General features: G+C 34.1%; 17 protein-coding genes and 2 pseudogenes. 14 read left to right on the top strand and 5 right to left on the bottom strand.

The features are described from left to right. Nucleotides 1-183: 183 nt before the first annotated feature. The 3 genes from SJY24_RS01985 to SJY24_RS01975 all read left to right on the top strand — a co-directional run bounded on the left by SJY24_RS01985 (nucleotide 184) and on the right by SJY24_RS01975 (nucleotide 3,800). Nucleotides 184-2,172 (top strand): DUF3472 domain-containing protein, encoded by a 1,989-nt coding sequence (locus SJY24_RS01985; protein ID WP_377863564.1) that lies wholly within the window; start codon nucleotides 184-186, stop codon nucleotides 2,170-2,172. Nucleotides 2,173-3,250: 1,078 nt separating this feature from the next. Beyond that, nucleotides 3,251-3,490 carry a hypothetical protein gene (locus SJY24_RS01980; protein WP_377863563.1) on the top strand — a complete coding sequence of 80 codons (240 nt, stop codon included), beginning with the start codon at nucleotides 3,251-3,253 and terminating at the stop codon, nucleotides 3,488-3,490. Between the two features lie 175 nt (nucleotides 3,491-3,665). Further along, entirely contained in the window at nucleotides 3,666-3,800 is a 135-nt protein-coding gene (locus SJY24_RS01975; protein WP_377863639.1) for a hypothetical protein, read from the top strand. A gap of 24 nt (nucleotides 3,801-3,824) precedes the next feature. Here the strand turns inward: SJY24_RS01975 and SJY24_RS01970 are convergent. Both SJY24_RS01970 and SJY24_RS01965 read right to left on the bottom strand, forming a co-directional pair. Further along, a pseudogene (locus SJY24_RS01970) lies at nucleotides 3,825-4,125 on the bottom strand (YolD-like family protein). 203 nt (nucleotides 4,126-4,328) lie between these two features. Further along, on the bottom strand, nucleotides 4,329-4,559 hold the full coding sequence (locus tag SJY24_RS01965; RefSeq protein WP_377863562.1) for a helix-turn-helix domain-containing protein: 231 nt from the start codon (nucleotides 4,557-4,559) through the stop codon (nucleotides 4,329-4,331). A gap of 219 nt (nucleotides 4,560-4,778) precedes the next feature. Here SJY24_RS01965 and SJY24_RS01960 point away from each other — a divergent pair, with 219 nt between their 5' ends. The 3 genes from SJY24_RS01960 to SJY24_RS01950 are packed head-to-tail and all read left to right on the top strand — an operon-like array spanning nucleotide 4,779 to nucleotide 6,753. Continuing rightward, complete coding sequence (locus SJY24_RS01960; protein ID WP_377863561.1) at nucleotides 4,779-4,973, top strand: hypothetical protein; 195 nt, start codon at nucleotides 4,779-4,781, stop codon at nucleotides 4,971-4,973. A gap of 12 nt (nucleotides 4,974-4,985) precedes the next feature. Continuing rightward, nucleotides 4,986-6,152, top strand: a complete 1,167-nt coding sequence (locus SJY24_RS01955; RefSeq protein ID WP_377863560.1) for an FtsK/SpoIIIE domain-containing protein — start codon at nucleotides 4,986-4,988, stop codon at nucleotides 6,150-6,152. Continuing rightward, nucleotides 6,142-6,753, top strand: coding sequence for a replication-relaxation family protein (locus SJY24_RS01950; RefSeq protein ID WP_377863559.1), 612 nt, complete (start codon nucleotides 6,142-6,144; stop codon nucleotides 6,751-6,753). Before SJY24_RS01955 ends, SJY24_RS01950 begins: the two co-directional genes overlap by 11 nt. Before the next feature lie 287 nt (nucleotides 6,754-7,040). Here SJY24_RS01950 and SJY24_RS01945 read toward each other — a convergent pair. Beyond that, a pseudogene (locus SJY24_RS01945) lies at nucleotides 7,041-7,301 on the bottom strand (HAD family hydrolase); the annotation flags it as partial. A gap of 231 nt (nucleotides 7,302-7,532) precedes the next feature. Between SJY24_RS01945 and murQ the strand changes: the two are divergent. The 4 genes from murQ (at nucleotide 7,533) to SJY24_RS01925 (ending at nucleotide 11,312) form a co-directional block, all read left to right on the top strand. After that, entirely contained in the window at nucleotides 7,533-8,420 is an 888-nt protein-coding gene (gene murQ / locus SJY24_RS01940) for an N-acetylmuramic acid 6-phosphate etherase (RefSeq protein WP_377863558.1), read from the top strand. Nucleotides 8,421-8,444: 24 nt separating this feature from the next. Further along, entirely contained in the window at nucleotides 8,445-9,869 is a 1,425-nt protein-coding gene (locus SJY24_RS01935; RefSeq protein WP_377863557.1) for a PTS transporter subunit EIIC, read from the top strand. A 273-nt stretch (nucleotides 9,870-10,142) separates the two neighbouring features. Continuing rightward, a complete protein-coding gene (locus SJY24_RS01930) occupies nucleotides 10,143-10,994 on the top strand; it encodes a MurR/RpiR family transcriptional regulator (RefSeq protein ID WP_377863556.1) in 852 nt (283 codons plus the stop codon). Between the two features lie 153 nt (nucleotides 10,995-11,147). After that, nucleotides 11,148-11,312: a hypothetical protein gene (locus SJY24_RS01925; protein WP_175495702.1), complete on the top strand. Its 165-nt coding sequence runs from the start codon at nucleotides 11,148-11,150 to the stop codon at nucleotides 11,310-11,312. Nucleotides 11,313-11,458: 146 nt separating this feature from the next. Here SJY24_RS01925 and SJY24_RS01920 read toward each other — a convergent pair whose 3' ends face one another. Continuing rightward, nucleotides 11,459-12,193, bottom strand: coding sequence for an ETX/MTX2 family pore-forming toxin (locus SJY24_RS01920; RefSeq protein WP_377863634.1), 735 nt, complete (start codon nucleotides 12,191-12,193; stop codon nucleotides 11,459-11,461). A gap of 1,260 nt (nucleotides 12,194-13,453) precedes the next feature. Next, entirely contained in the window at nucleotides 13,454-14,803 is a 1,350-nt protein-coding gene (locus tag SJY24_RS01915; protein ID WP_377863555.1) for an APC family permease, read from the bottom strand. Nucleotides 14,804-15,173: 370 nt separating this feature from the next. Here SJY24_RS01915 and ald point away from each other — a divergent pair, with 370 nt between their 5' ends. From ald to SJY24_RS01895, 4 genes are all read left to right on the top strand, one after another. Beyond that, nucleotides 15,174-16,286 carry an alanine dehydrogenase gene (gene ald, locus SJY24_RS01910; protein WP_377863554.1) on the top strand — a complete coding sequence of 371 codons (1,113 nt, stop codon included), beginning with the start codon at nucleotides 15,174-15,176 and terminating at the stop codon, nucleotides 16,284-16,286. After that, nucleotides 16,283-17,284, top strand: coding sequence for a bifunctional threonine ammonia-lyase/L-serine ammonia-lyase TdcB (tdcB, locus tag SJY24_RS01905; protein ID WP_377863553.1), 1,002 nt, complete (start codon nucleotides 16,283-16,285; stop codon nucleotides 17,282-17,284). The genes ald and tdcB overlap by 4 nt, the downstream gene beginning before the upstream one ends. 825 nt (nucleotides 17,285-18,109) lie before the next feature. Further along, complete coding sequence (locus SJY24_RS01900) at nucleotides 18,110-19,096, top strand: LacI family DNA-binding transcriptional regulator (RefSeq protein WP_377863552.1); 987 nt, start codon at nucleotides 18,110-18,112, stop codon at nucleotides 19,094-19,096. A gap of 140 nt (nucleotides 19,097-19,236) precedes the next feature. Next, nucleotides 19,237-20,613, top strand: a complete 1,377-nt coding sequence (locus tag SJY24_RS01895) for a sucrose-specific PTS transporter subunit IIBC (RefSeq protein ID WP_377863551.1) — start codon at nucleotides 19,237-19,239, stop codon at nucleotides 20,611-20,613. Nucleotides 20,614-20,625: the final 12 nt, after the last annotated feature.

Genomic DNA, 20,625 nt, shown 5'->3' with positions numbered 1-20,625 from the left:
CAGCGATATATAACTTAAAATTATAATGAAATACTACAATTACTTATTGAATAACAGTGAAAATAACATTAAACATATTCATTTTATTTAGAGAGTGTTATATTTTTAAGAAATTTGTTTAATTGTATATACAGAGTTATTATTTTAAAAGGTTATTAATAATGAAGGAGGAGAGGAAAAATTATGTTCAGTCAAAGAACAAGAAAAGGCGTCAAAAAAATCCTAACAATTACAGCTGCTAGCACAATGTTTTCGATGTTTGGATCATCAATTTCTAGCATAGAGGCGGCGTCTCATACGAACGCTCCAGGAGTTTATGTTACACCTAAAAACAGTGTTTCCTCAGATATTATTAGTATAGACTGGTCTCCTGTTCAAACAGCACCTTATACATATTGGGCTGTACATAACTGGAACCAGGGAGGAGAAGCTGGTGGGTATGCTGGATTCCAACAACAAAGCGGTTTTGATGAAAATGGAAAGCGTACTTTACACTTTGCAGTTTGGGATCCTATTTCCACTAAGGAAGCAATAAAAGCAGAATATGTATCCCCTACATCAGTTGCAAGTAATTTTGGTGGGGAAGGAACGGGTCTTAAAATTCAGACGACATATGATTGGAAGAATTATAATTGGTATCGCATGACAATGCGTTCTTGGCAAGAGAATGGACATACAAAATTTGGACAGTGGTTAAAAGATGTTTCAAAAAATCAATGGAAGCTTATTGGGATTATGGACTTTCCAGTTCCAAACGTTACATTCAACTACGGACAAACGCTGTTTCAGGAAGATTGGGCTGGTAATGGACAAGATGTAAGAGAGGCACGTGTAAAAAATGGATATGGAAGAAATATCTCAGATAAAAAATGGATATCTTGGAATACTCAATCAATAGATGGGCAAGAGCCATTGAATAATAATTGGGATGGGGGAGCTACTTCAGAATATCTTTGGTTTAAGGCTGGGGGGAACTCTCAATCAACTATTGGTACAGGAAAAACATTCACTTTAAATCAACCTAGCCAACCTGAAATAGGAAAACTAGATTATGATATAAAGTCTATGTATTATGAAAATGAAAAATTAAATATATCTTGGCAACTAAAAGAGAGTAGTACACCTCAATTTAAGGGGAAAATTGAAATTTATAATAATGAAAATATGACGGGCCAACCTATTAACGTAATTGATGATATTAAATCTTATCAAAATGGAATCAGTCAATCTATATCATTACCAACAAATGCTTATGCAAAAATTGTATTAACGGATATATTTGATCAAACTGTGGAAAAAAAGGTACAAATCAAAAATCAATCTCCAAACATTTTAGAAGGGGATAAGTTTGCATGGTCGATGAAAGGTATAGGAGATTTTGAATTTGCAAAAGTCAATTTAAATAAATCAACAGAAGAATTGCACGTTAATTTAATAGCAGGGACACCACACAATTATTTTGATAGTACGTATGCAAGTATTAAAGTACAGGATACATCAGGTAAAGTGGTATATAACAAAGAGGTTTATGGGAATAACCGACAAAATGCTGAATCGAAAACAGTCCCAGTAAAAGTGGGCAATTTTATTGAACTTACACACCTAGAAGGTGGAGAGAGAGCAACATTAACAAATTTAGATAACAATAAACGCGAAAGCTTTGATAAAAAAGTAATATATGAAGTTACAAAGGATGGTCTGAAGAAAGTAAGTCAAATTGTTAATCCGAAACCGGACACAGAAGCTCCAACACAGCCACTAGGATTATATGCAAGCAATGTTGCATCAAACAGTGTAGAGCTAAAATGGAATCCTTCTACAGACAATGTGGGTGTAAAGGAATATCAGGTGTTACGCGATGGACAATTGATTCAAACTGTACAAGGAACAATGTTTACTGATCAAAACCTTACAGTTAATAAAGAATATAAATATACTGTAAAGGCTGTAGATGCGGCTGGAAATATCTCGGTTCAAAGCAACATCCTTACAGTAACAACAAAGAGTCAAAATGTAACTTATGAAAAATGGGATCCGAAAAAGGCATATACAAAAGGAGACAAAGTAGAATATCAAGGGAAATTTTATGAAGCGGTTCAAAGCTATCAAGGAAATGGAGATCCTACTTGGATATTTGCCTTATCTTTATGGCAACCATTTAAAATGATATAAAAGTCTGTTACTTAAACTTTATACATTAGTCTAGTAGCCGCAAAAATATGCTTAGATTTTAGCATAGGATTTCAAAATGGTAAGGACCAAACTTGAAAACGTAAAATCTATATATAAAGTAAAGGTTAGTAAAAATACCAAATTTGAATTTTGTTAAAAAGGTGTACTAAAAGTATTGATAATATGATGAGGAAAATAGCTATATCACTGGGATAAAAAAGCCCTGCACACAGGGCATCTAAAAAGATACCTTAGCAATAACGACAATTAGGGAGAAGTATTAGCTAAGGTATCTGGATGGATGGTTGCATAATAATTATGCAATCTTGAGCATTGTTGAATGTATTGGGATATTCAACAAGTTCAGAATAACACAAAATTTCTGCTAATTCATCCGGTAAATTTGTCCAAAAAAATGGATTTATAGATCCTAACAAAGGTGTGATTTGAATTTAAAAGAATACCTTTAGAGATTATGGTACTCTTAGGTAAAAAAATTATATTTTGGATTTTGTATAAGCGTAGGGACATTGTATACAATAACTATTTTTAACAAAATAACCATTGTATGATTAAAAGTAAAATAACCCGCTATTTAAAACGGGTTATTTCCAAAAAGTGTGCAAGAAATTCAAGGTAACTTGACCAGAGAAGCCGGTGAAATCCCTTGTGATAACTATGTATTCAAAGGAATCAAAAAGATGAATAGAAATTAAACAAAATCCGTATTTAATAATAATTAAAAAGAGTATATTTGCATATGCAATCTTAATAAGATAGGTAAATGTCTCATGAAATAGGAATAAATCAAAAATTGTAATCAAGTTTTTATGAGTAAATTTTTAATGAGGTTCTGTAGTTTTTCTTAATGACATCTCACATATTTATGATAAAGAACAGAAGAAAGATAATGGAAAAGATACCATTGATTGTAGACCACAGAATATATACAGCCGAGATACCACATTGATTCATGAAAATCTACATTGTCATAACACAAAGACGTTTGGTACGTTTGTATTAATTAGAGAAGATGTCATGTTTGATGAGAATGGTGATCTGATTAGGAGGAATAGAGATGGAACTAACTAAATTGGAAAAGGTAATTGTTATTAGTACATTTGTTCAAGGATTAGGTGAGGAATTCCTAGAAAATAGCAAAGACAATCATTCTTTAAAACAACTACTTGAGGAGATAGAAAAGGTGTTTAATAATTCAACAACAAATCAAATGAGAGAAGCAGCAGGAAGTGTACTAGACAAATTTATTAATGATTTAATTGAAGAAAACAATCCTCCACTTTCAAAAAAAAATTAAAGGCTCATAGGAAGAACAAGAGGGGATCTTCATGTAACACACAGGTCATTTCGCGTGACCCAGCCTACTCAAAAACGCAAGAAATGAGGTGCCATTGATGGCGATAAAAAAAGTGTTAGCAAAAGAGGACTGAGTGAAAAAGGAAATACAAAGACTTAAACGGATTTAGAAAGATATGCAAAAATATACTCTCATGGTAGTTGAGGTATTGATTGTTGAAGCGGCAGGCCTGCGTGCTCGACTAGAAGACATTTGGAAAAATCTTGATGAGAATATTTATGACGAAATGTTCTCTCAATCTGAAAATTAAGAACCGTCCTTAATTGAACGCTTTTTATTTTATACTCGCTAACTCTTCAAATTTAAATTCTCTATTTAATCCAAATGCATCCGTACAATACAAGGTTTGTAGCATCGGTTCTATATGTAATACATTGATATACATGTCTTGAATTATTCCATCACAATAATATGAAATTGATTTTTCTTCATGAGTTTGTATTGAGTGGATGAAGATTCGTCCAATTTATTCTTTCATATATTCAGAAACCATCGGTTTTGTTGTTTTATGTAAATCACTTAGTATGTCTATAATCTCCACAAACTGTTCTGGCGAACGGTTGCCACTTCACCATTCCTCTTCCTTTTGGCATATTAACGTTGTTCATGCTTTATGTCCTCCTAACAATGTGTTTCTGTATCTTGCTGTTGCGCTATTTGTATATGAAATTCCTCTTAATATGCTGTTCTTGGCGAACTTAGTGCGCATTTCATCCATTACTTTAGTTAATTTCTTTTTCTCGTTGTATTACATTATTGAATAGTGAGATTATTATCTCTACATATGCCAAAAGTCAGTTACTTGTTTTCGTGGATCATGTTTTCTAACTATCTTCATTATTTTCTGCATTGTATTTGGTGACGGCACATAATGCTTGTCATTACACAGTTGACCTAATGTATTTCTGTTTACCTTACTAGCTTTTGAAAAATCTTGAATTGAGTAATCGTAGCTAGCTAAAAATTTAGCTAGCTTTGTTTTATGTCTCCCAATACCTCTACCCCACACGTGAATCTCCTCCATAATCCTTTTTAACCATCCTTGTCCAAAACGCAAAAAACTATACGCAATTGCACAAAAGATTTTGCATATTGTACAAGCCGTCCTCAATATGATGTATCAAGGTCGCTACCAAAGTAGCTACCAAAGTAACACTACCAAGGTTTTGATGTTGTAAACCCATGTATCATAAGCATTTCAAATTATGTTAATAAAGGGGCGTTTTACATGTTAACTACATTTATTTCATTAGGAGCTTTAGGTGTAACTACAATTGGAGGGGTGATATTAGAAAAGCATCTTGTAAAAAATGATCACGTTGCGGCAGCTAAATTTGTAAGCGATGGAATGTATCACGGAATGAGAATAGGCGGAGTTTGTTTTATTGGTTATGTATTTATCCGAATTGTAATGATGTTTTAAGGAGGGAAGCGCATGGGGATTGTAAAGGATTGGCTTCACAAACAAAGTTTGAAGAATCGACTTATAGAGGTATTTGGAAAAGCAGGTTTATATGTGGATCATCAAACACGAGGTGGGAAAGTGCCAATTTATCCGAAGATACATGACATTACTTCCTCGAAAGAAAAAGTTCGATATATATTTACCATTCCAAACGGTTTGGATCCGAAGACTATCGAAAAGAAGTGGTTTTGCTTTCAACAAATATTAGGGTGCAATGTAGCGATTGAAGGTGACATTAAACGATTTGTACTTAATGTATTTCATTCGGATGCAGGACTGAAGCCCTACAATTACAGTTATAAGAAATGGGAGTCACTATTGAAAAAATATCGTCTTCCTGTCGTAGTAGGTCGAGATCAATTCGGAAATATGATTGTCTATGACATGGTTGATTCAAATACACCACATTTATTAATCGCAGGAGAAACAGGGAGCGGAAAAAGTAGCATGGTTCGCGTTGTGCTGTCTACACTCATTCAATACATGTCCCCTGATACATTACATTTGTACCTTGGTGACTTGAAAAACTCTGAATTTCACTTTTTACGAAGAGTGAAACACGTAAAAGAGGTTTGTATGGAAGAAATCGAAATGAAGATCATGCTGCAGAAAGTGTGGAAGGAAATACGCGAACGTAGAAAACTGATGGAAGAATATGAAGTGGATCACATTGATGAATACAACAAACTGAACTCAGGCAATCAGAAACCGTATATCTTACTTGCGATTGATGAGGTAGCCATGTTGCAAGACGAAAAGGAATGTATGACTACAGTCGAAAAGATATCGGCAGTCGGTAGGGCCCTTGGAGTCTTTTTGATGCTTAGTATGCAGAGACCTGATGCAAAAGTATTAGATGGTAAGTTGAAACTCAACATGACAGTAAGAATGGGCTTTAAATGTGATAGTACGATTAACAGTAATATCATGGGTACACCTGGATCGGAACACTTGAAACAATCTGGACAAATGATAGTAAAGTTAAATGGATTAAAAAAAGTTCAGGCTCCTTATTTAGAATTAAGCAAAGCGAAACAAATTGTTGAACCTTACCGCGTTCCGAAAGATGATATGAGGCTTCATAATCCTCCACAAGAAGAGAATCAATTATTCGGGGTATTAGATTATGATGAGTAGAGATAAAACCATTTTGAATGATTTGAAACGTTTTAGATGCATGTCCCGTGATAATATTATAGATTTGCATTTCCAAGGATTAAAGAATGCAGTTACTTGCTGTAATACGGTAATGAAACGATTAAGAAGAGATGGCCATGTGGATGCAAATATTTCGCAGCAACCATACATTTATTTTCCTCAACCTAGCACACTTCGGAAAACTAGCCAAAAGATTCCCCACTTTCTCGGCATTGTGGACGTATACAAGCAACTCATTCAGTATGAAAAACCAAAACTATTTAAAGTTGAGCCAAAGTATGGCAAGGACTATATGGAACCTGATGCATTTACAATCTGGCGCAGGTCTCCATTCTTCATTGAGGTCCAGAAGTCAGTTTACAGTAAAAAAGTTATGCAAGATAAAATCAACAGGTATGAATTATACTTTTACAGTCAGGAATGGCATAAAGAATTGTGGCAGCCTAAAGGATCTAAATTCTTTCCGTCAATCCTTATTATTACTGATAAGCATTATGATATTAATTCTTCTAATTTACGTATCTTTCAAGCTTCTTCAATTAGCAATTTCTTGGATAGCCTTGCTGTAAAAGCAGAATAAGAGTCCCTAATCAGGGCTTTTTTCTTTGAAGGGATTTCTTAACAAGCAATACAAGTACATCTGCGTTTATGAGGTTGCAATTGACCAAATTATCTCATATATAATTTTGCCATATATATGGAACAATCCAAGAGGTATTGCAATTTCTCCATGTCACTTTACCTATAAATTGGCCGTAAGTTAATTAGTAACCCGTAAACTTGCCGGGAATTTTTAATAAGAAGCATAAAGTTGCCAAGAGTTAAGGTGTTTTTATGTTTTAAAAAACCAAGAATATTAAAAAAACTTTACCAAAAAGATAGCACCAACAAGACAAGAATTTTGTACGTTAAGCATAGCTTTTGAATGAGTAATTTAATTTTTTTATTAGAATTGAGCCTGGTTAAATACACCAAAATATCTTTTGGTGTATTTAATACATAGTCAGCTTTTTCAAAACCTTCCTTTGTCTTTGAACCCCATAAAGCGAGTGCGAATTTTACACTAGCACTTTTTGCACATTGCATATCGTATATAGAGTCCCCAATGTAAATTGCCTCATTATTAGGAGAATAATTTATTAATCAGCGTTAGAAACTGATGATTTACTATATAGCATGATAAATCCACATTTTTTTGTTTGGAATATTATAGCTGTGTTCAATTCCGAAATTTAATTTCATAAAAAATATAAAAATGTTGAAACTTTATTTCATAAATGCTATTCTATATTTGTAATTAAGAAAACGTTTTCGCGAAATGATACAAATAAAAAATTCCGATAAAAAAGGGTGGTATATATGTTAGAAAATTTAACAACAGAAACTCGTAATGAAAAAACGATGAACTTAGATGAAATGTCAACAATAGAATTTCTTAAAGTAATGAACGATGAGGATGCAAAAGTAGCAGCCGGAGTAAGATTAGCAATTCCACAAATCGCAAAAGCAGTAGAGGCAATTGTAGAAGCAAAAAGAAAAGGTGGCCGTTTAATTTATATTGGTGCTGGAACAAGCGGGCGCATTGGTTTACTAGATGCTGTTGAATGTCCGCCAACTTTTGGTACAGAGTCTGAAGAGGTGATTGGATTAATTGCTGGTGGCAAGAAAGCGTTCATTAAAGCAGTAGAAGGTGCAGAAGACAATAAGGGATTGGGAATTCAAGATCTAAAGGACATCAATCTAACAAATAAAGACATTGTAGTAGGAATTGCTGCTAGTGGACGTACTCCCTATGTGATTGGTGGTTTAGAGTATGCGAATTCTATTGGAACACAAACAGTGGCAGTAAGTTGTAACAAAGGTTCGGCAATTGGAAGAGAAGCAAATATTGCGATTGAAGTTAATAATGGACCTGAGGTATTAACTGGGTCTACTCGATTGAAAGCGGGAACATCTCAAAAATTAATATGTAATATGCTTTCAACAGCATCTATGGTTGGGTTAGGAAAGGTATATGGAAATTTAATGGTAGACTTACAATTAACAAACGAAAAGCTTGTAGAACGTGCAAAACATATTGTAATGGAAGCTACGTCTTGTGACTATGAAACAGCTGAATTATATTTATCAAAGGCTGATAATAAACCTAAGATTGCAATTGTAATGATCTTAGCAGGTTTTTCCAAAGAAGAAGCTATACAGCGATTAAAAGAGACTCAAGGTTTTATTCGTCAAGCAGTTAAATAACCAAAAACGAGCGAGGTGTTTATCATGAGTAAATATCATAATATTGCATCAGAAATATTAGAAGCTATTGGTGGAAGTAATAATGTATCATCTTATACAAATTGTATGACACGTCTTCGGATAACACCGGTAAATCGAGACCACATTAAAGAAGAAACTGTAAAAAAAATTAACGGAGTTCTTGGAGTTGTTGATGATGAAACCTATCAAATTATTCTTGGGCCAGGTGTTGTTACAAAAGTAGCTGAACAGTTCGATATTGTTTTAGCACAAGGGAAAGAAAAGTCTGTTAGCTCAACAACACCTTCCGCTGAAGATCTACAAGCTAAAGGTGCAGAAATGAAGGCTGAACAAAAGAAAAAAAATAATACACCTTTTAAAACATTTCTAAGAAAAATCGGGAATATATTCATCCCTTTAATTCCGGCTTTTGTTGGAGCCGGTTTAATCGCGGGTATTGCATCGATTTTGTCAAATAATATTACTGCAGGGAATTTAGACAGTGCTACTTGGCAGGAGTATGTAACTATTTTTAATGTTATTAAAAATGCAATATTTAGTTATTTGGTTATTTATGTAGGGATTAATGCGGCAAAAGAATTTGGAGCAACACCATCTCTTGGTGGGGTCATCGGTGGTGTAACCCTTTTAACGGGAGTAACAGCTGACCTTCAAATAAACAATATATTCAACGGTGAGCCATTATCACCAGGCCAAGGTGGGGTACTTGGAGTTCTATTAGCTGTTTGGATTTTATCAATTGTTGAAAAGCAATTACGTAAATTTGTTCCTGATGCAATAGATATTATTGTAACACCAACAATTGTATTGCTAGTAGTAGGATTGATTACAATTTTCTTAATCATGCCATTCGCTGGGTTTATATCAAATAATTTAATTGGTGCAATTAACTGGGTATTAGTACATGGTAGTGTATTCTCAGGGTTTGTGCTTGGAGCGGCGTTTTTACCACTTGTTATGTTAGGTCTACATCAAGTATTAATACCAATTCATATTGAAATGATTAATTCAACAGGTGCGACACAATTACTTCCCATTCTTTCAATGGCAGGTGCCGGGCAAGTTGGAGCAGCAATTGCGTTATGGGTTCGCTGTAAAAAGAATAAGTCATTAACAAATATGATAAAAGGTGCGCTTCCAGTTGGTATCCTCGGGATTGGTGAACCGCTTATTTATGGTGTGACATTACCACTAGGACGTCCGTTTATTACCGCTTGCATTGGCGGAGGTATTGGCGGAGCAGTTATTGGTTTATTGGGTCAAGTTGGAGCAATTGCAATTGGACCATCGGGTATGGCTTTAGTTCCATTAATTTCAAATGGAGCATGGTTGAACTATGTCATTGGATTATTTGCTGGGTATGCTGCTGGATTTATTCTCACATATTTCTTTGGTGTACCAAAAGAAGCAATGGTGGAACAAGAATAATAGTGCGGAATTTTGTGAAAGTACGATTAATCCTTTGGATAGTCGTACTTTTTTTATATAATAAACATAGAAAGTTGTTAATAATTTAGGTACAAGTAATAGATAAAGTCAATCTTTAGTCAATGGAGGTTCTTCATTATCTCCACTTAACTTCTTCGCCGAAATTTGAGGTGGGAGTATGAACGTCCGCGAAAAACGGTATAAATTTTTTATAAAGGAAGCGAAACGCTAAAGTTCAAGAGGAAAAGTATAAATAGAAAGAAGCTGAAATAATTGGCGATACATAGTATTCGAACACAAATAGAATTAGTTTTAGATGGGTTACCTGTCTCAGAGAAAAAGATAGGAGAATATATTCTTTCTCACAAAAAAGAAGTAACCCAGATGACAATACATAAATTAGCAAAAGAAGCAGAAACAAGTAGTGCGGCTGTTGTTCGCTTTTGTCGATCATTAGGAGTAACTGGTTTTCCAGATTTGAAAGCGCGTCTATACGCTGAAGTAGAGCATATACATCATGTAGGATATTTTGATATTGAACCTAATGAAAAAGTGCAATCAATTATTGATAAGACGTTATCTAATACAGTTCAAACTCTTCATGATACAGTCGGGCAATTAGAAACAAAGTCTATTGAAGAAGCAGTTGGATTTCTAAGAGTTACAGAAGTTATTTATATTTATGGAATAGGGGCGTCTTTTCTTATTGCAGAGGATGTAGCGCAGAAATGGATTCGTCTAGGTAAAAAAGCTTATGCAATTTCAGATCGCCATTTGTTAGCAGTAGCGATGGCTACTCAATCAGGAAATGCATTATTTTGGGGAATTTCTTATAGTGGAGAAACAAGAGATGTAATAGAACTAATGAAAACAGCAAAAGAGCTTGGGCTGAAAACAATTAGTCTTTCTCGTTTAGGGAATAGTCAAATTTCTGATTTAGCAGATGTATCTTTATTTACAGCACGTGCACCTGAAGCGGAAATTCGTAGTGCAGCAACAAGTTCTCGATTTGCTCAACTATTAGTAATCGATGTTGTCTTCTTTACATACTCTTCTTCGCAATATGAATTCACAGTGGAGCAATTAGAAAAGACAAAACATGCTATACAGTATCTACAAGAATAAAAGTATTTGAATTATAAAACTGAAAAGATAAGAAGTTATGTCAGTATTGAATTAACAAGTGGCGTGGAAAAATCGTTTATAGTTTGAAATACTGAAAGGAGCTCTGGTACAGTAATTGTATTAGGGGTCCCGCTCAGAGTTGAAGGATATTTAATGGAGTGTATAGACTCGCTAAATCAATGTTTAGATGGGTTATCTCGAAATAGTAATGACCTAGAGAGAGTTGGTACAGCAAAAGGTAAATTCTATGTTCACCCACGTGATAAAGATACACCTGAAGAAGCAAAAACCTATAGCTCTGCTTATACAGTATGTTAACCAGGATAAAACAAAAAATTTATCGAGAGGAAGGTTTTTGTTTCGACAGAAACACTAGAACACCCCACCTCAAGCTCGATTAGAGGAGAGATAGGGGTAAGTTCAATTCTTGTACTAAAACAATTTTGCAACACTCTCTAAAAAGACTAATTATTTTCTATGATTTCTGGAGTTACTTCATATGAGTAACTCCTAATTGGTGTGCTATCTGCAGTTTTTGTATTTTTGGGTAAAATATTTACTTCTATAGTCATTTTAGATCCATATTTCGCTTGATATGTTCCTTTACCATCTTGGTATGCAACATTTGGCTCTGTTCGAGAATAATCTAGAACCCCATTTAATCCTTGATTTTCTCTTTGAGCTAATAGCGTTTTTACCCAATTGCCCATTAATTCACTATGTTCCATCTTTTGGTCTGCATAATTTATATAATTTGTGTTTATTTCTCCACTGTATGCTGTACGAAGTTTTACATCTCCTGTACTTTCCATCATCTTTAAAGTTGCGGTTACTACTGCTTTTTCATTAGGCTTAAGTTTTACAGGTTGTGCAGGGACCGTATATGTTATAGTTTCTGTATCAGTCTTAGAACCTGCTTGTGCAAAATTATACTCTGCAGTTAATTCTACAGATCCTTCTGCAACAAGAGGGAGCTTAAGTTTTCCGCCAGCTTTTGATCCTACTTTTCCACCGTGAGTGGTAGTAGAGGTCACTGTAGATGTAATTGCTTTAGAAAACGATGATGAATATAATGTTTGTTCATTTGTTCCCCCAGTATGGGATAATTCACTCGTTCCTACAAATTCAGGAGAAAGTAATTCATCTTTTTTTGTATTTGGAACTACTTCAACAGAATAACTAGGAAATTTAGAATATATAAATTGGTAAGCAGTGATTTTCTTTACATTCCAATTGGTAAGACCTTGTAAAGTTGATAATAACGTATCTGTTTCTGTGAGATAATCTTCAAACCCTTTAACATCTTCACGTTCAGGTATAACATATTCAGGGACTATAGAATGCTGTTGCTTTTCAAAACTATTAATATTAATGGAATCTGCATTTGCTAATTCAGGTGATGTGAATGCAAATGATGTAGCTAAAGTAATAATAGAAGACGTAGCGGCTATTCTTTTTTTATATTTTTATTTTTTTTCATGGTATAGCTCCTATTCTTATAAGATTTTTCATAAAGAAGGTATTGCAAAAATAAATATGCAATAGACAGAGATTCCATTAGTAGATGCTGAAAATACAAAGACTAGCTTTAGATTTTCTTCATCATCCAAAACGGTAAATGTTATGCTCACCTAAACATACGATATAACGAATTTAATGGTACGGAAAACATATAACTCATAGCTTCATAGTATATAATGACACAATTTTAGGCAATTTTATAAAATGTATACATTAATAACTAGTATTTACTATAATGAAATGTAATTTTTAATACAAAGTAACACATAGATGTATTAAAATCTCTTGATTTTTAATAGGAATATTATGATATATTCCTGAAATTAAGATAAATTGTAATTATTTTTACAAATAATTACAATTTATCTGTTAGCTATATAAGGAGCACGGCAACGATTACTTCTTTTGGAGATTACTCAAAATAGCCACAGCCTATTTATCAATAGACTGTGGCTATTTTTGTCTAATTTGTAGTTTTTAATCCATTAGATGAAATGGCCCATGCCCATCAACTTAAGAAATTTTAATACCCTTAAGTACAAAAAAACGTTTTTCTTTCTAAAAAAGCTAGATTAGAAAGGATGACGTTTTCTTGTGAATCTCTCGATTCAAGATGAATCCCAACCATAAAAGCAATGTTTTTTACGGAGTTAATTATCCAATGTGTAACCCTATTTATCAATCGTACGATTTAGGTAACGCCATTTTCCTTTGATTCTTATAGGTCTTATCCAATTTCTAAGACAGTTGTACGTGTTTATTTTTTCTTTTTCACATTTGATAGTTCATGAACCCAGCGCATGATGTTTATTGTATGAACCGAAACACCACATTTTTTTGCTAACGAAAAAAGCCCAATTGATCTCCCTCCTACTCACGGAGATATATCCTTCACGTTTTTTGAGGAGGGAGATCAATTGGCTAAAATGATAAATGGATCACGCCTTTTCTTTCTGTATATTGATGTGCTTATCACGCATTATAAAGTAAATAGGGAGACCTAAAGCAGTTAATCCTATTCCATACAATGCTAGTAACGGTTGAGTAAACAGGGTGTTAAAAACAATAAATAATCCACCTACTAAAGCTATCGTCGGTATAAATGGATATAGAGGTACTTTGTAAGGACGTAGGAGCTCAGGTTCTCTTTTACGCAAAATAAAAACAGCTAAAAAAGTCATGGTATAGAAAATCCATATAACAAACACTAACATATCTGTTAATGTATTAAACCCACCTACGAGCATCATAATAACAGAAATAAATAGGATAAATACCCCAGAATTATAAGGGATGCTTCTATTAGATAATGTAGCAAACCATTTGCTAAAAGGTAATTTATTTTCTATTGCCATTGCATAAGGAATTCGCATCCCCGTCATAATATATCCATTAATTGTTCCAAATACAGAGATTAAGATACCTATACTAACTAATTTTCCACCTAAAGTACCAAAAATAATCGTTGCTACCTCGGATGCAGGAGTATCAGTTCCTGCAAGTGCTGTTGCAGACATCACCATTAGAAATGCAATATTAATTAATAAATAAACGACCATAACAATTGATAATCCCGATACGATTGCTTTAGGTAAATCTTTTTTAGGATTTTTCATTTCTCCAGCAATATTCCCAACGTGAATCCATCCATCATAGGCAAACATTGTTGCTAGTAAACCAGAACCAAGAGCAGATATAAAAGGTTTATTTGCTCCAGCTTCAATTGGGAACAATTGAAAAGGTACATCCCCTTTGTGTAGCAAACCGAAAATAATAATAAGGGCTAAAGGAAGTAGTTTACATATGGTGGAGACCATCTGAATGCCTCCAGCTGCTTTCGCACCTAAAAAGTTCATAAGGGTTACAAAGGTTGCAATACCGACTGCGATTCCTACAATCATCATTTTGTTATCATTAGCATTTAGTCCAAACAAACTAACAGTTTGGGTCCCGAAAATAATAGCAAGTGCTGCAATATTTGCAGGGAAGTATATGACAGTTTGTGCCCATCCAAGAAGGAAAGCAGTTAAGCTACCATAAGTCCGTTTTAGATATGCCATCATTCCACCCGTTTCAGGAATAGCAGCAGATAGTTCAGCTGCTGTTAAACCTGCACAAATGGTTAATATTCCACCTATTACCCATGCAAGTAGCCCTAAACTTGCTGTTCCAGTAACACCATATACTGCAGTCGGTTTGAAGAAAACTCCAGCTCCGATTACAGTACCAATAACAGTAGTTAGAGCAGCAAAGAAGCCAATTTCTTTTTTTAATTGTTGTTTTGACAAAACAATCACTCCTGTTATAAACAAATAAACACAATTTGTAATAAATTTAAGCTTTTTCTGTTGATAATTAGATAGTATCTCCTACCTTGTATAGAATATTATTTCTTGTTTTAATCTGATTTTTACCTAAGGAGTATTTTTATATAAAAGGAAGCTACATTAATATTGTTTTAAAAATTTATAATGAATGAAAATAATTACAAACAGATATGAATTCATGTGATTTTGAATGTTTCTATCTTATAAGGGCAAACAGGCGATAAGAATAGTATAAATGGACATAATAAGTTTGGTGTATTCAGCCATTACCTATTTTCACTCGCAGGTAAGTCTATGTAAATCAAATCGTTTGTAAAAGGATGTGCTAGAAATGAGAATTGGAGTAGTAAAAGAGATAAAAAAAGGAGAAGCACGTGTAGGAATGACCCCTGAAAATGTTCGGAAGTTAGTTGGAGGAGGGCACCAAATCTTAGTAGAAAAAGATGCCGGTGTAGGTTCTGGATATACAAATGATGAATATATAAATGCAGGAGCAAATTTGGTAGCACAAGGAGAAGCTTGGGAAGTTGATATGGTAGTAAAAGTAAAAGAACCATTACCTGAAGAGTATCATTACTTTAAAAAAGACCTTATAGTCTGGGGGTTTTTACATTTAGCTGCCTCTAAAGAATGTGTGGAGGCGATGAGAAACGCAGGAACTACTGCAATTGCAGGAGAAACAATTAGTGAAGATGGTATTTTGACGCTATTAAAGCCTATGAGTGCGATTGCTGGTCGTCGTGCAGTATTTATGGGAGCATATTATTTAGAAAAACAACATCAAGGAGAAGGGATTTTATTACCAGGTATTGAGGGAATCCCTGCCGGAAATGTAGTCATTTTAGGTGGAGGAAATGCTGCGATTAATGCATGTGATATGGCTATTGGAATTGGGTGTAGTGTAACTATCTTAGAACTGAACCAAACACAAATAACATATTTAAAAGAGAGATATATAAATGATCCTGTTGAAGTTATTGAATCTAATACTCAAAACTTAGAAAAACATATACAAATAGCTGACTTATTTATTTCAACAATCTTAATACCAGGATCTAAACCACCGAAAATTGTAAAAGAATATATGGTTCAATCCATGAAGCCTGGAAGTGTTATTGTGGATATTGCAATAGATCAGGGTGGTACAGTAGAGACAGTCGATCATTATACAACTCATGATAATCCTATATTTGTTAAACATGATGTAATTCATTATGCAGTACCAAATATGCCTGGTGCTACTCCACGTACTTCTACCATGGCCTTAGCAAATGGAAATATTGAGTATTTACTAGAAATAGCTAAAAATGGATTAGAGAATGCAATCCAAAATAAACCGGCTTTGGTGACGGGGATAAATATTTACAAGGGTACAATAACTTATGAGAATTTAGGTACAACACTAGAATTAGATTATAAGCCATTGAAAGAAGTGTTAATATGAGTAATGAGATTTTACCACTGAACATTGGGAATATAAAAAAAGCACAAAAAATTTTAGATGGAAATGCTAGAAAAACGCCTTTGGTTAAATCTTTCTATTTAACCAGTAAAACCGGTGGAGAAATTTATTTGAAGTTAGAAAACATGCAGTTAACAGGGTCATTCAAATTTCGTGGTGCATTTAATAAAATTTCCCAACTAACAAATGAAGAAAAAGAACGTGGTGTGATCGCTTGTTCAGCTGGAAATCATGCACAAGGTGTTGCATTATCTTCTCATTTACTCAAAATTAAAAGCAAAATTGTGATGCCGACCTCTGCACCGCAAGCTAAAGTGGATGCGACGAGAGGATATGGTTCTGAGGTTATTTTATATGGTGATACCTTTGATGATGCAAAAGCAAAATGTGAAGAAATTATACAAGAAACAGGCGAAACATACCTACATCCATATGATGATGTAGAGGTAATGGCTGGTCAAGGGACAATTGGTTTAGATATTTTGGATGATATGTGGGATGTTGATACTGTAATTGTGCCTGTTGGTGGGGGAGGTATTATTTCTGGGATTTCTGTTGCACTGAAATCATTTAATCCTTCCATTAATATTATTGGAGTTCAAGCTGAAAATGTACACGGGATGAAAGCTTCTTACGATGCCGGAGAAATTGTATCACATTATAAAGCCCCAACTATAGCAGATGGTTGTGCAGTTAAAATACCAGGGAATTTAACTTTTGAAATTGTGAAAGAATTAGTAGATGACGTTGTAACTGTATCGGAAGAAGAATTAGAAGTAGCGATGAAAGACTTACTGCAACGTGGAAAAGCTGTCGTAGAAGGTGCTGGAGCGTTAGCCACAGCTGCTCTTCTTGCTGGAAAAGTTGATAAATATGTACATGGTAAAAAGGTAGTAGCAGTTATTTCAGGTGGGAATGTGGACTTAAAGCGTATTTCAAGTGTATGTGAGCATTTCTTTGTTGCCAATGAAGTAAAATAGGGATCGAAGTATGTTATAAAATAAATTGATTTTACTAAAAGAAGCTGGGATAAAATATCTTGGCTTTTTTTAATAAAATGAGGAATCTATTGAGGCGGAGTTACTTAAGAAAAAACGTTACACTATTATTAGAGGGTATTCAAAGTTAACAGATTCAATGCAAAAATTATAATACAACTAATTTTAAAGACTTTTTAAAAATCCCGTGAGAACTTTTCCAATTAAAATGTGAAGACAATATAGGGGATGAGGGGCCATCCAAGATAATTTCTATATCTATTCTGTTTTAAACAAACGTTTGTTTAATCAAATGAAAAAGAGGATATAAGAAGAGGCATACCTAATATATTGATGGAAAATTCTGATAAACTTCATTCCTTCATTTTACAACTAGTGCGAATCGTTGATTGAATCTCCCTCCTGCTATGGATATCTGCCAAGGCTACATAATATAAAGATGATGCGGGGCTTTCAGACTGTATCAAATAAAACATAGTTGGTATTGAGGTCTCGCCACACATCCATCAACTTAAGAATTTTATAACCCCCAAAAACAAAAAATTGTACATTTCCACATGAAGATGTCAATTTTCTCGCTTTGGGGGTATTTGTATTTCTTAGCTTGATAGCGATGTATGGTGACCCCTTATATATACTTTTACTAAAAATATGTAGTGGGAATTGTAAAATAACAACACATTTTCAGTTTTGAAAATACCCAAAATAAGTAATAACAAATGAAAATTTGTCTCGTATGAGTTAATATGAATGAATAGTATGCAACAGTTTCATACATTCATTAATTTAATTAAAGAGGAGAAAATAATGGCAAAAAATATATCAGACATTGCTAAATTAGCAGGTGTCGCAAAAAGTACCGTTTCTCGTTATTTGAATGGTGGGTATGTTAGTGATAAAACAAGAGAAAAAATTGAAGCGATTATTCAAGAAACAAATTTTTCTCCTAATACATTCGCGAGAAGTTTAAAAGCAAAAACAACAAATTTAATTGGAGTTATCGTTCCGCGTTTAGACTCTTTTGCTACGACAAAAACTCTTATTGGAATAGACAATTCACTTCGTGATCAGGGTTATCAAATGCTTGTTGCAAACGCAAATCAAAGGCAAAAAATAGAGATTGAAGCAATTCAAAACTTTGCAAAACAAAAAGTAGCTGGGATTATTTTATTAACAACAAAATTAACAGAGCAACATAATAAAATTTTGAATACATTAAAAATTCCTGTTTTATTCGTTGGTCAACAATACGAAGGTCATTATTGTCTCATTCACAATGATTTTGAGGCAGCGTTTGAATTAGGATCATACATTTTATCACAAGGTCACCGTCATATTGCTTATTTAGGCGTAACGGAAGAAGATGTCTCAGTTGGGGTTAAGAGAAAACAAGGTTTTCAAAAGGCAGTTCAAACTTTCGCTCCATCGTGCAATGTTACGTATTATGAAACAACTTTTCATGTCAAAGATGCAATAGAGCAAGTAGCATGTATTTTGGAAAATAACCGTCCTACTATTATTGTTTGTGCAACAGATAACATTGCTATTGGTGCAATAAAGGTCATTCATGAAAGCAACCTTTCTGTACCAGCAGATATTTCTGTTACAGGATTTGGAGGTTATGATATTTCTGAAATGATTCATCCTAGTTTAACAACTGTTTCATTTGATTACCATTACGCTGGAACGGTTGCTGCTACATCTATCATACAGTTAGTTGGAAATCAAGATATTCCAAAAATAGTAAGTTCAAGATATGCATTAAAAATTCGAGAAAGTATTGACAAAATGTGAAAGCGTTTTATAATTCTTTGTAGAACCGGTTCCGTGTTTTGAAAAATGAAGACAGGATTTCTTTTGTATATGAAATACCTGTCTTTTATTTTAACCATCTACGGAACCGGTTCCGTAAAAATGAATTAGGGGGAATTTGAATGGATATGAAAGAGACTGCCGCTAGTGTATTACAGCATATCGGCGGAAAAGAAAATGTTATAAGTGCAACTCATTGTGCAACACGTCTTCGTCTTGTTTTAAAAGATGAATCAAAAGTAACACAAACAGAAATTGAAAACATAGAAGGCGTGAAAGGTGCTTTTTCTACAGGTGAGCAGTATCAAATTATTTTTGGAACGGGAATTGTTAACAAAGTATATGAACAATTTGCAAATCTTATCGGCTTATCTGAAATCGATCCTCAAACACATACAGAAGCTGTAAAGAAAAAAATGAATCCGATTGCTCGGTTAGCAAAAGTATTATCAAATATTTTCGTGCCAATCATTCCGGCCATTGTTGCCAGCGGTTTATTAATGGGCTTACTCGGGATGTTGAAGGCGTTTAAATTAGTACCGACTGATCATGCTCTCATTCAATTGCTTGATATATTTTCAAGTACAGCGTTTATTATTTTACCGATTTTACTTGGTGTTAGTGCTGCAAAAGAGTTTGGCGGTAATATTTTCTTAGGAGCAGTAATCGGGGGTATTTTAACTCACCCTGCATTAACGAATCCTTGGACACTTGCGAATGCCAAACCGACAGTATTACATTTTCTTGGTATGGACATTGATATGATTGGCTACCAAGGAACAGTTCTTCCTGTTTTATTATGTGTATATGTAATGAGTTTAATAGAAAAAAAGTTACGAAAACATGTACCAAATTCTTTAGATTTATTAATTACACCTTTTTTAACTGTTATGATTACAGGTTTTCTATCATTAATTATTATCGGTCCGATCGGTTATAAATTTGGTGATGGTATTACGTACATTTTAAATAATGTATATGAAGTTGCTGGGCCAATTGCTGGATTTATTTTTGGCGGGCTATATTCGACTATCGTTTTAACAGGTCTGCACCATAGTTTCCACGCTATTGAAGCCGGGTTACTTGCAAATAAAGATATTGGTGTAAACTTTTTACTACCGATATGGTCTATGGCAAATGTTGCACAAGGCGGGGCAGCTTTAGCAGTTTATTTTAAAACAAAAAATGCAAAAACAAAAAGTATTGCAATTCCTTCTGCTGTTTCAGCTTTCTTAGGAATTACAGAACCTGCAATCTTTGGTGTGAATTTAAAGCTAGGAAAACCTTTTATTGCCGCAGGGATTGGCGGAGCTTTAGGCGGGGCATACGTTGTGTTTACGAATGTTGTGGCAAATGCCTATGGCTTAACAGGGATTCCGATGCTTACGATTGTGGCCCCGTTAGGAATGATGAATGTAGTTCATTATGTAATTGGGTTTGCTATTGCTATTATTACAGCGTTTATTGCAACAATGCTTCTATATAAAGAAAAGAACTAATGTTTTGAGGTG

The sequence above is a fragment of the Bacillus sp. R86525 genome, from assembly GCF_042466195.1.
Taxonomy (GTDB): domain Bacteria; phylum Bacillota; class Bacilli; order Bacillales; family Bacillaceae_G; genus Bacillus_A; species Bacillus_A nitratireducens.
The sequence above is the reverse complement of the archived record's forward strand: the minus strand, read 5'-3'. Positions and strand labels throughout refer to the sequence as shown.

What these genes read in the sequence shown, in the direction of transcription:
- SJY24_RS01985 (WP_377863564.1), top strand. Translation starts at nt 184, where the DNA reads ATGTTCAGTCAAAGAACAAGAAAAGGCGTCAAAAAAATCCTAACAATT.
- murQ (WP_377863558.1), top strand. Translation starts at nt 7,533, where the DNA reads ATGTTAGAAAATTTAACAACAGAAACTCGTAATGAAAAAACGATGAAC.
- tdcB (WP_377863553.1), top strand. Translation starts at nt 16,283, where the DNA reads ATGAGTAATGAGATTTTACCACTGAACATTGGGAATATAAAAAAAGCA.
- SJY24_RS01925 (WP_175495702.1), top strand. Translation starts at nt 11,148, where the DNA reads ATGGAGTGTATAGACTCGCTAAATCAATGTTTAGATGGGTTATCTCGA.
- SJY24_RS01975 (WP_377863639.1), top strand. Translation starts at nt 3,666, where the DNA reads ATGCAAAAATATACTCTCATGGTAGTTGAGGTATTGATTGTTGAAGCG.
- SJY24_RS01935 (WP_377863557.1), top strand. Translation starts at nt 8,445, where the DNA reads ATGAGTAAATATCATAATATTGCATCAGAAATATTAGAAGCTATTGGT.
- SJY24_RS01950 (WP_377863559.1), top strand. Translation starts at nt 6,142, where the DNA reads ATGATGAGTAGAGATAAAACCATTTTGAATGATTTGAAACGTTTTAGA.
- SJY24_RS01980 (WP_377863563.1), top strand. Translation starts at nt 3,251, where the DNA reads ATGGAACTAACTAAATTGGAAAAGGTAATTGTTATTAGTACATTTGTT.
- ald (WP_377863554.1), top strand. Translation starts at nt 15,174, where the DNA reads ATGAGAATTGGAGTAGTAAAAGAGATAAAAAAAGGAGAAGCACGTGTA.
- SJY24_RS01955 (WP_377863560.1), top strand. Translation starts at nt 4,986, where the DNA reads ATGGGGATTGTAAAGGATTGGCTTCACAAACAAAGTTTGAAGAATCGA.
- SJY24_RS01900 (WP_377863552.1), top strand. Translation starts at nt 18,110, where the DNA reads ATGGCAAAAAATATATCAGACATTGCTAAATTAGCAGGTGTCGCAAAA.
- SJY24_RS01960 (WP_377863561.1), top strand. Translation starts at nt 4,779, where the DNA reads ATGTTAACTACATTTATTTCATTAGGAGCTTTAGGTGTAACTACAATT.
- SJY24_RS01895 (WP_377863551.1), top strand. Translation starts at nt 19,237, where the DNA reads ATGGATATGAAAGAGACTGCCGCTAGTGTATTACAGCATATCGGCGGA.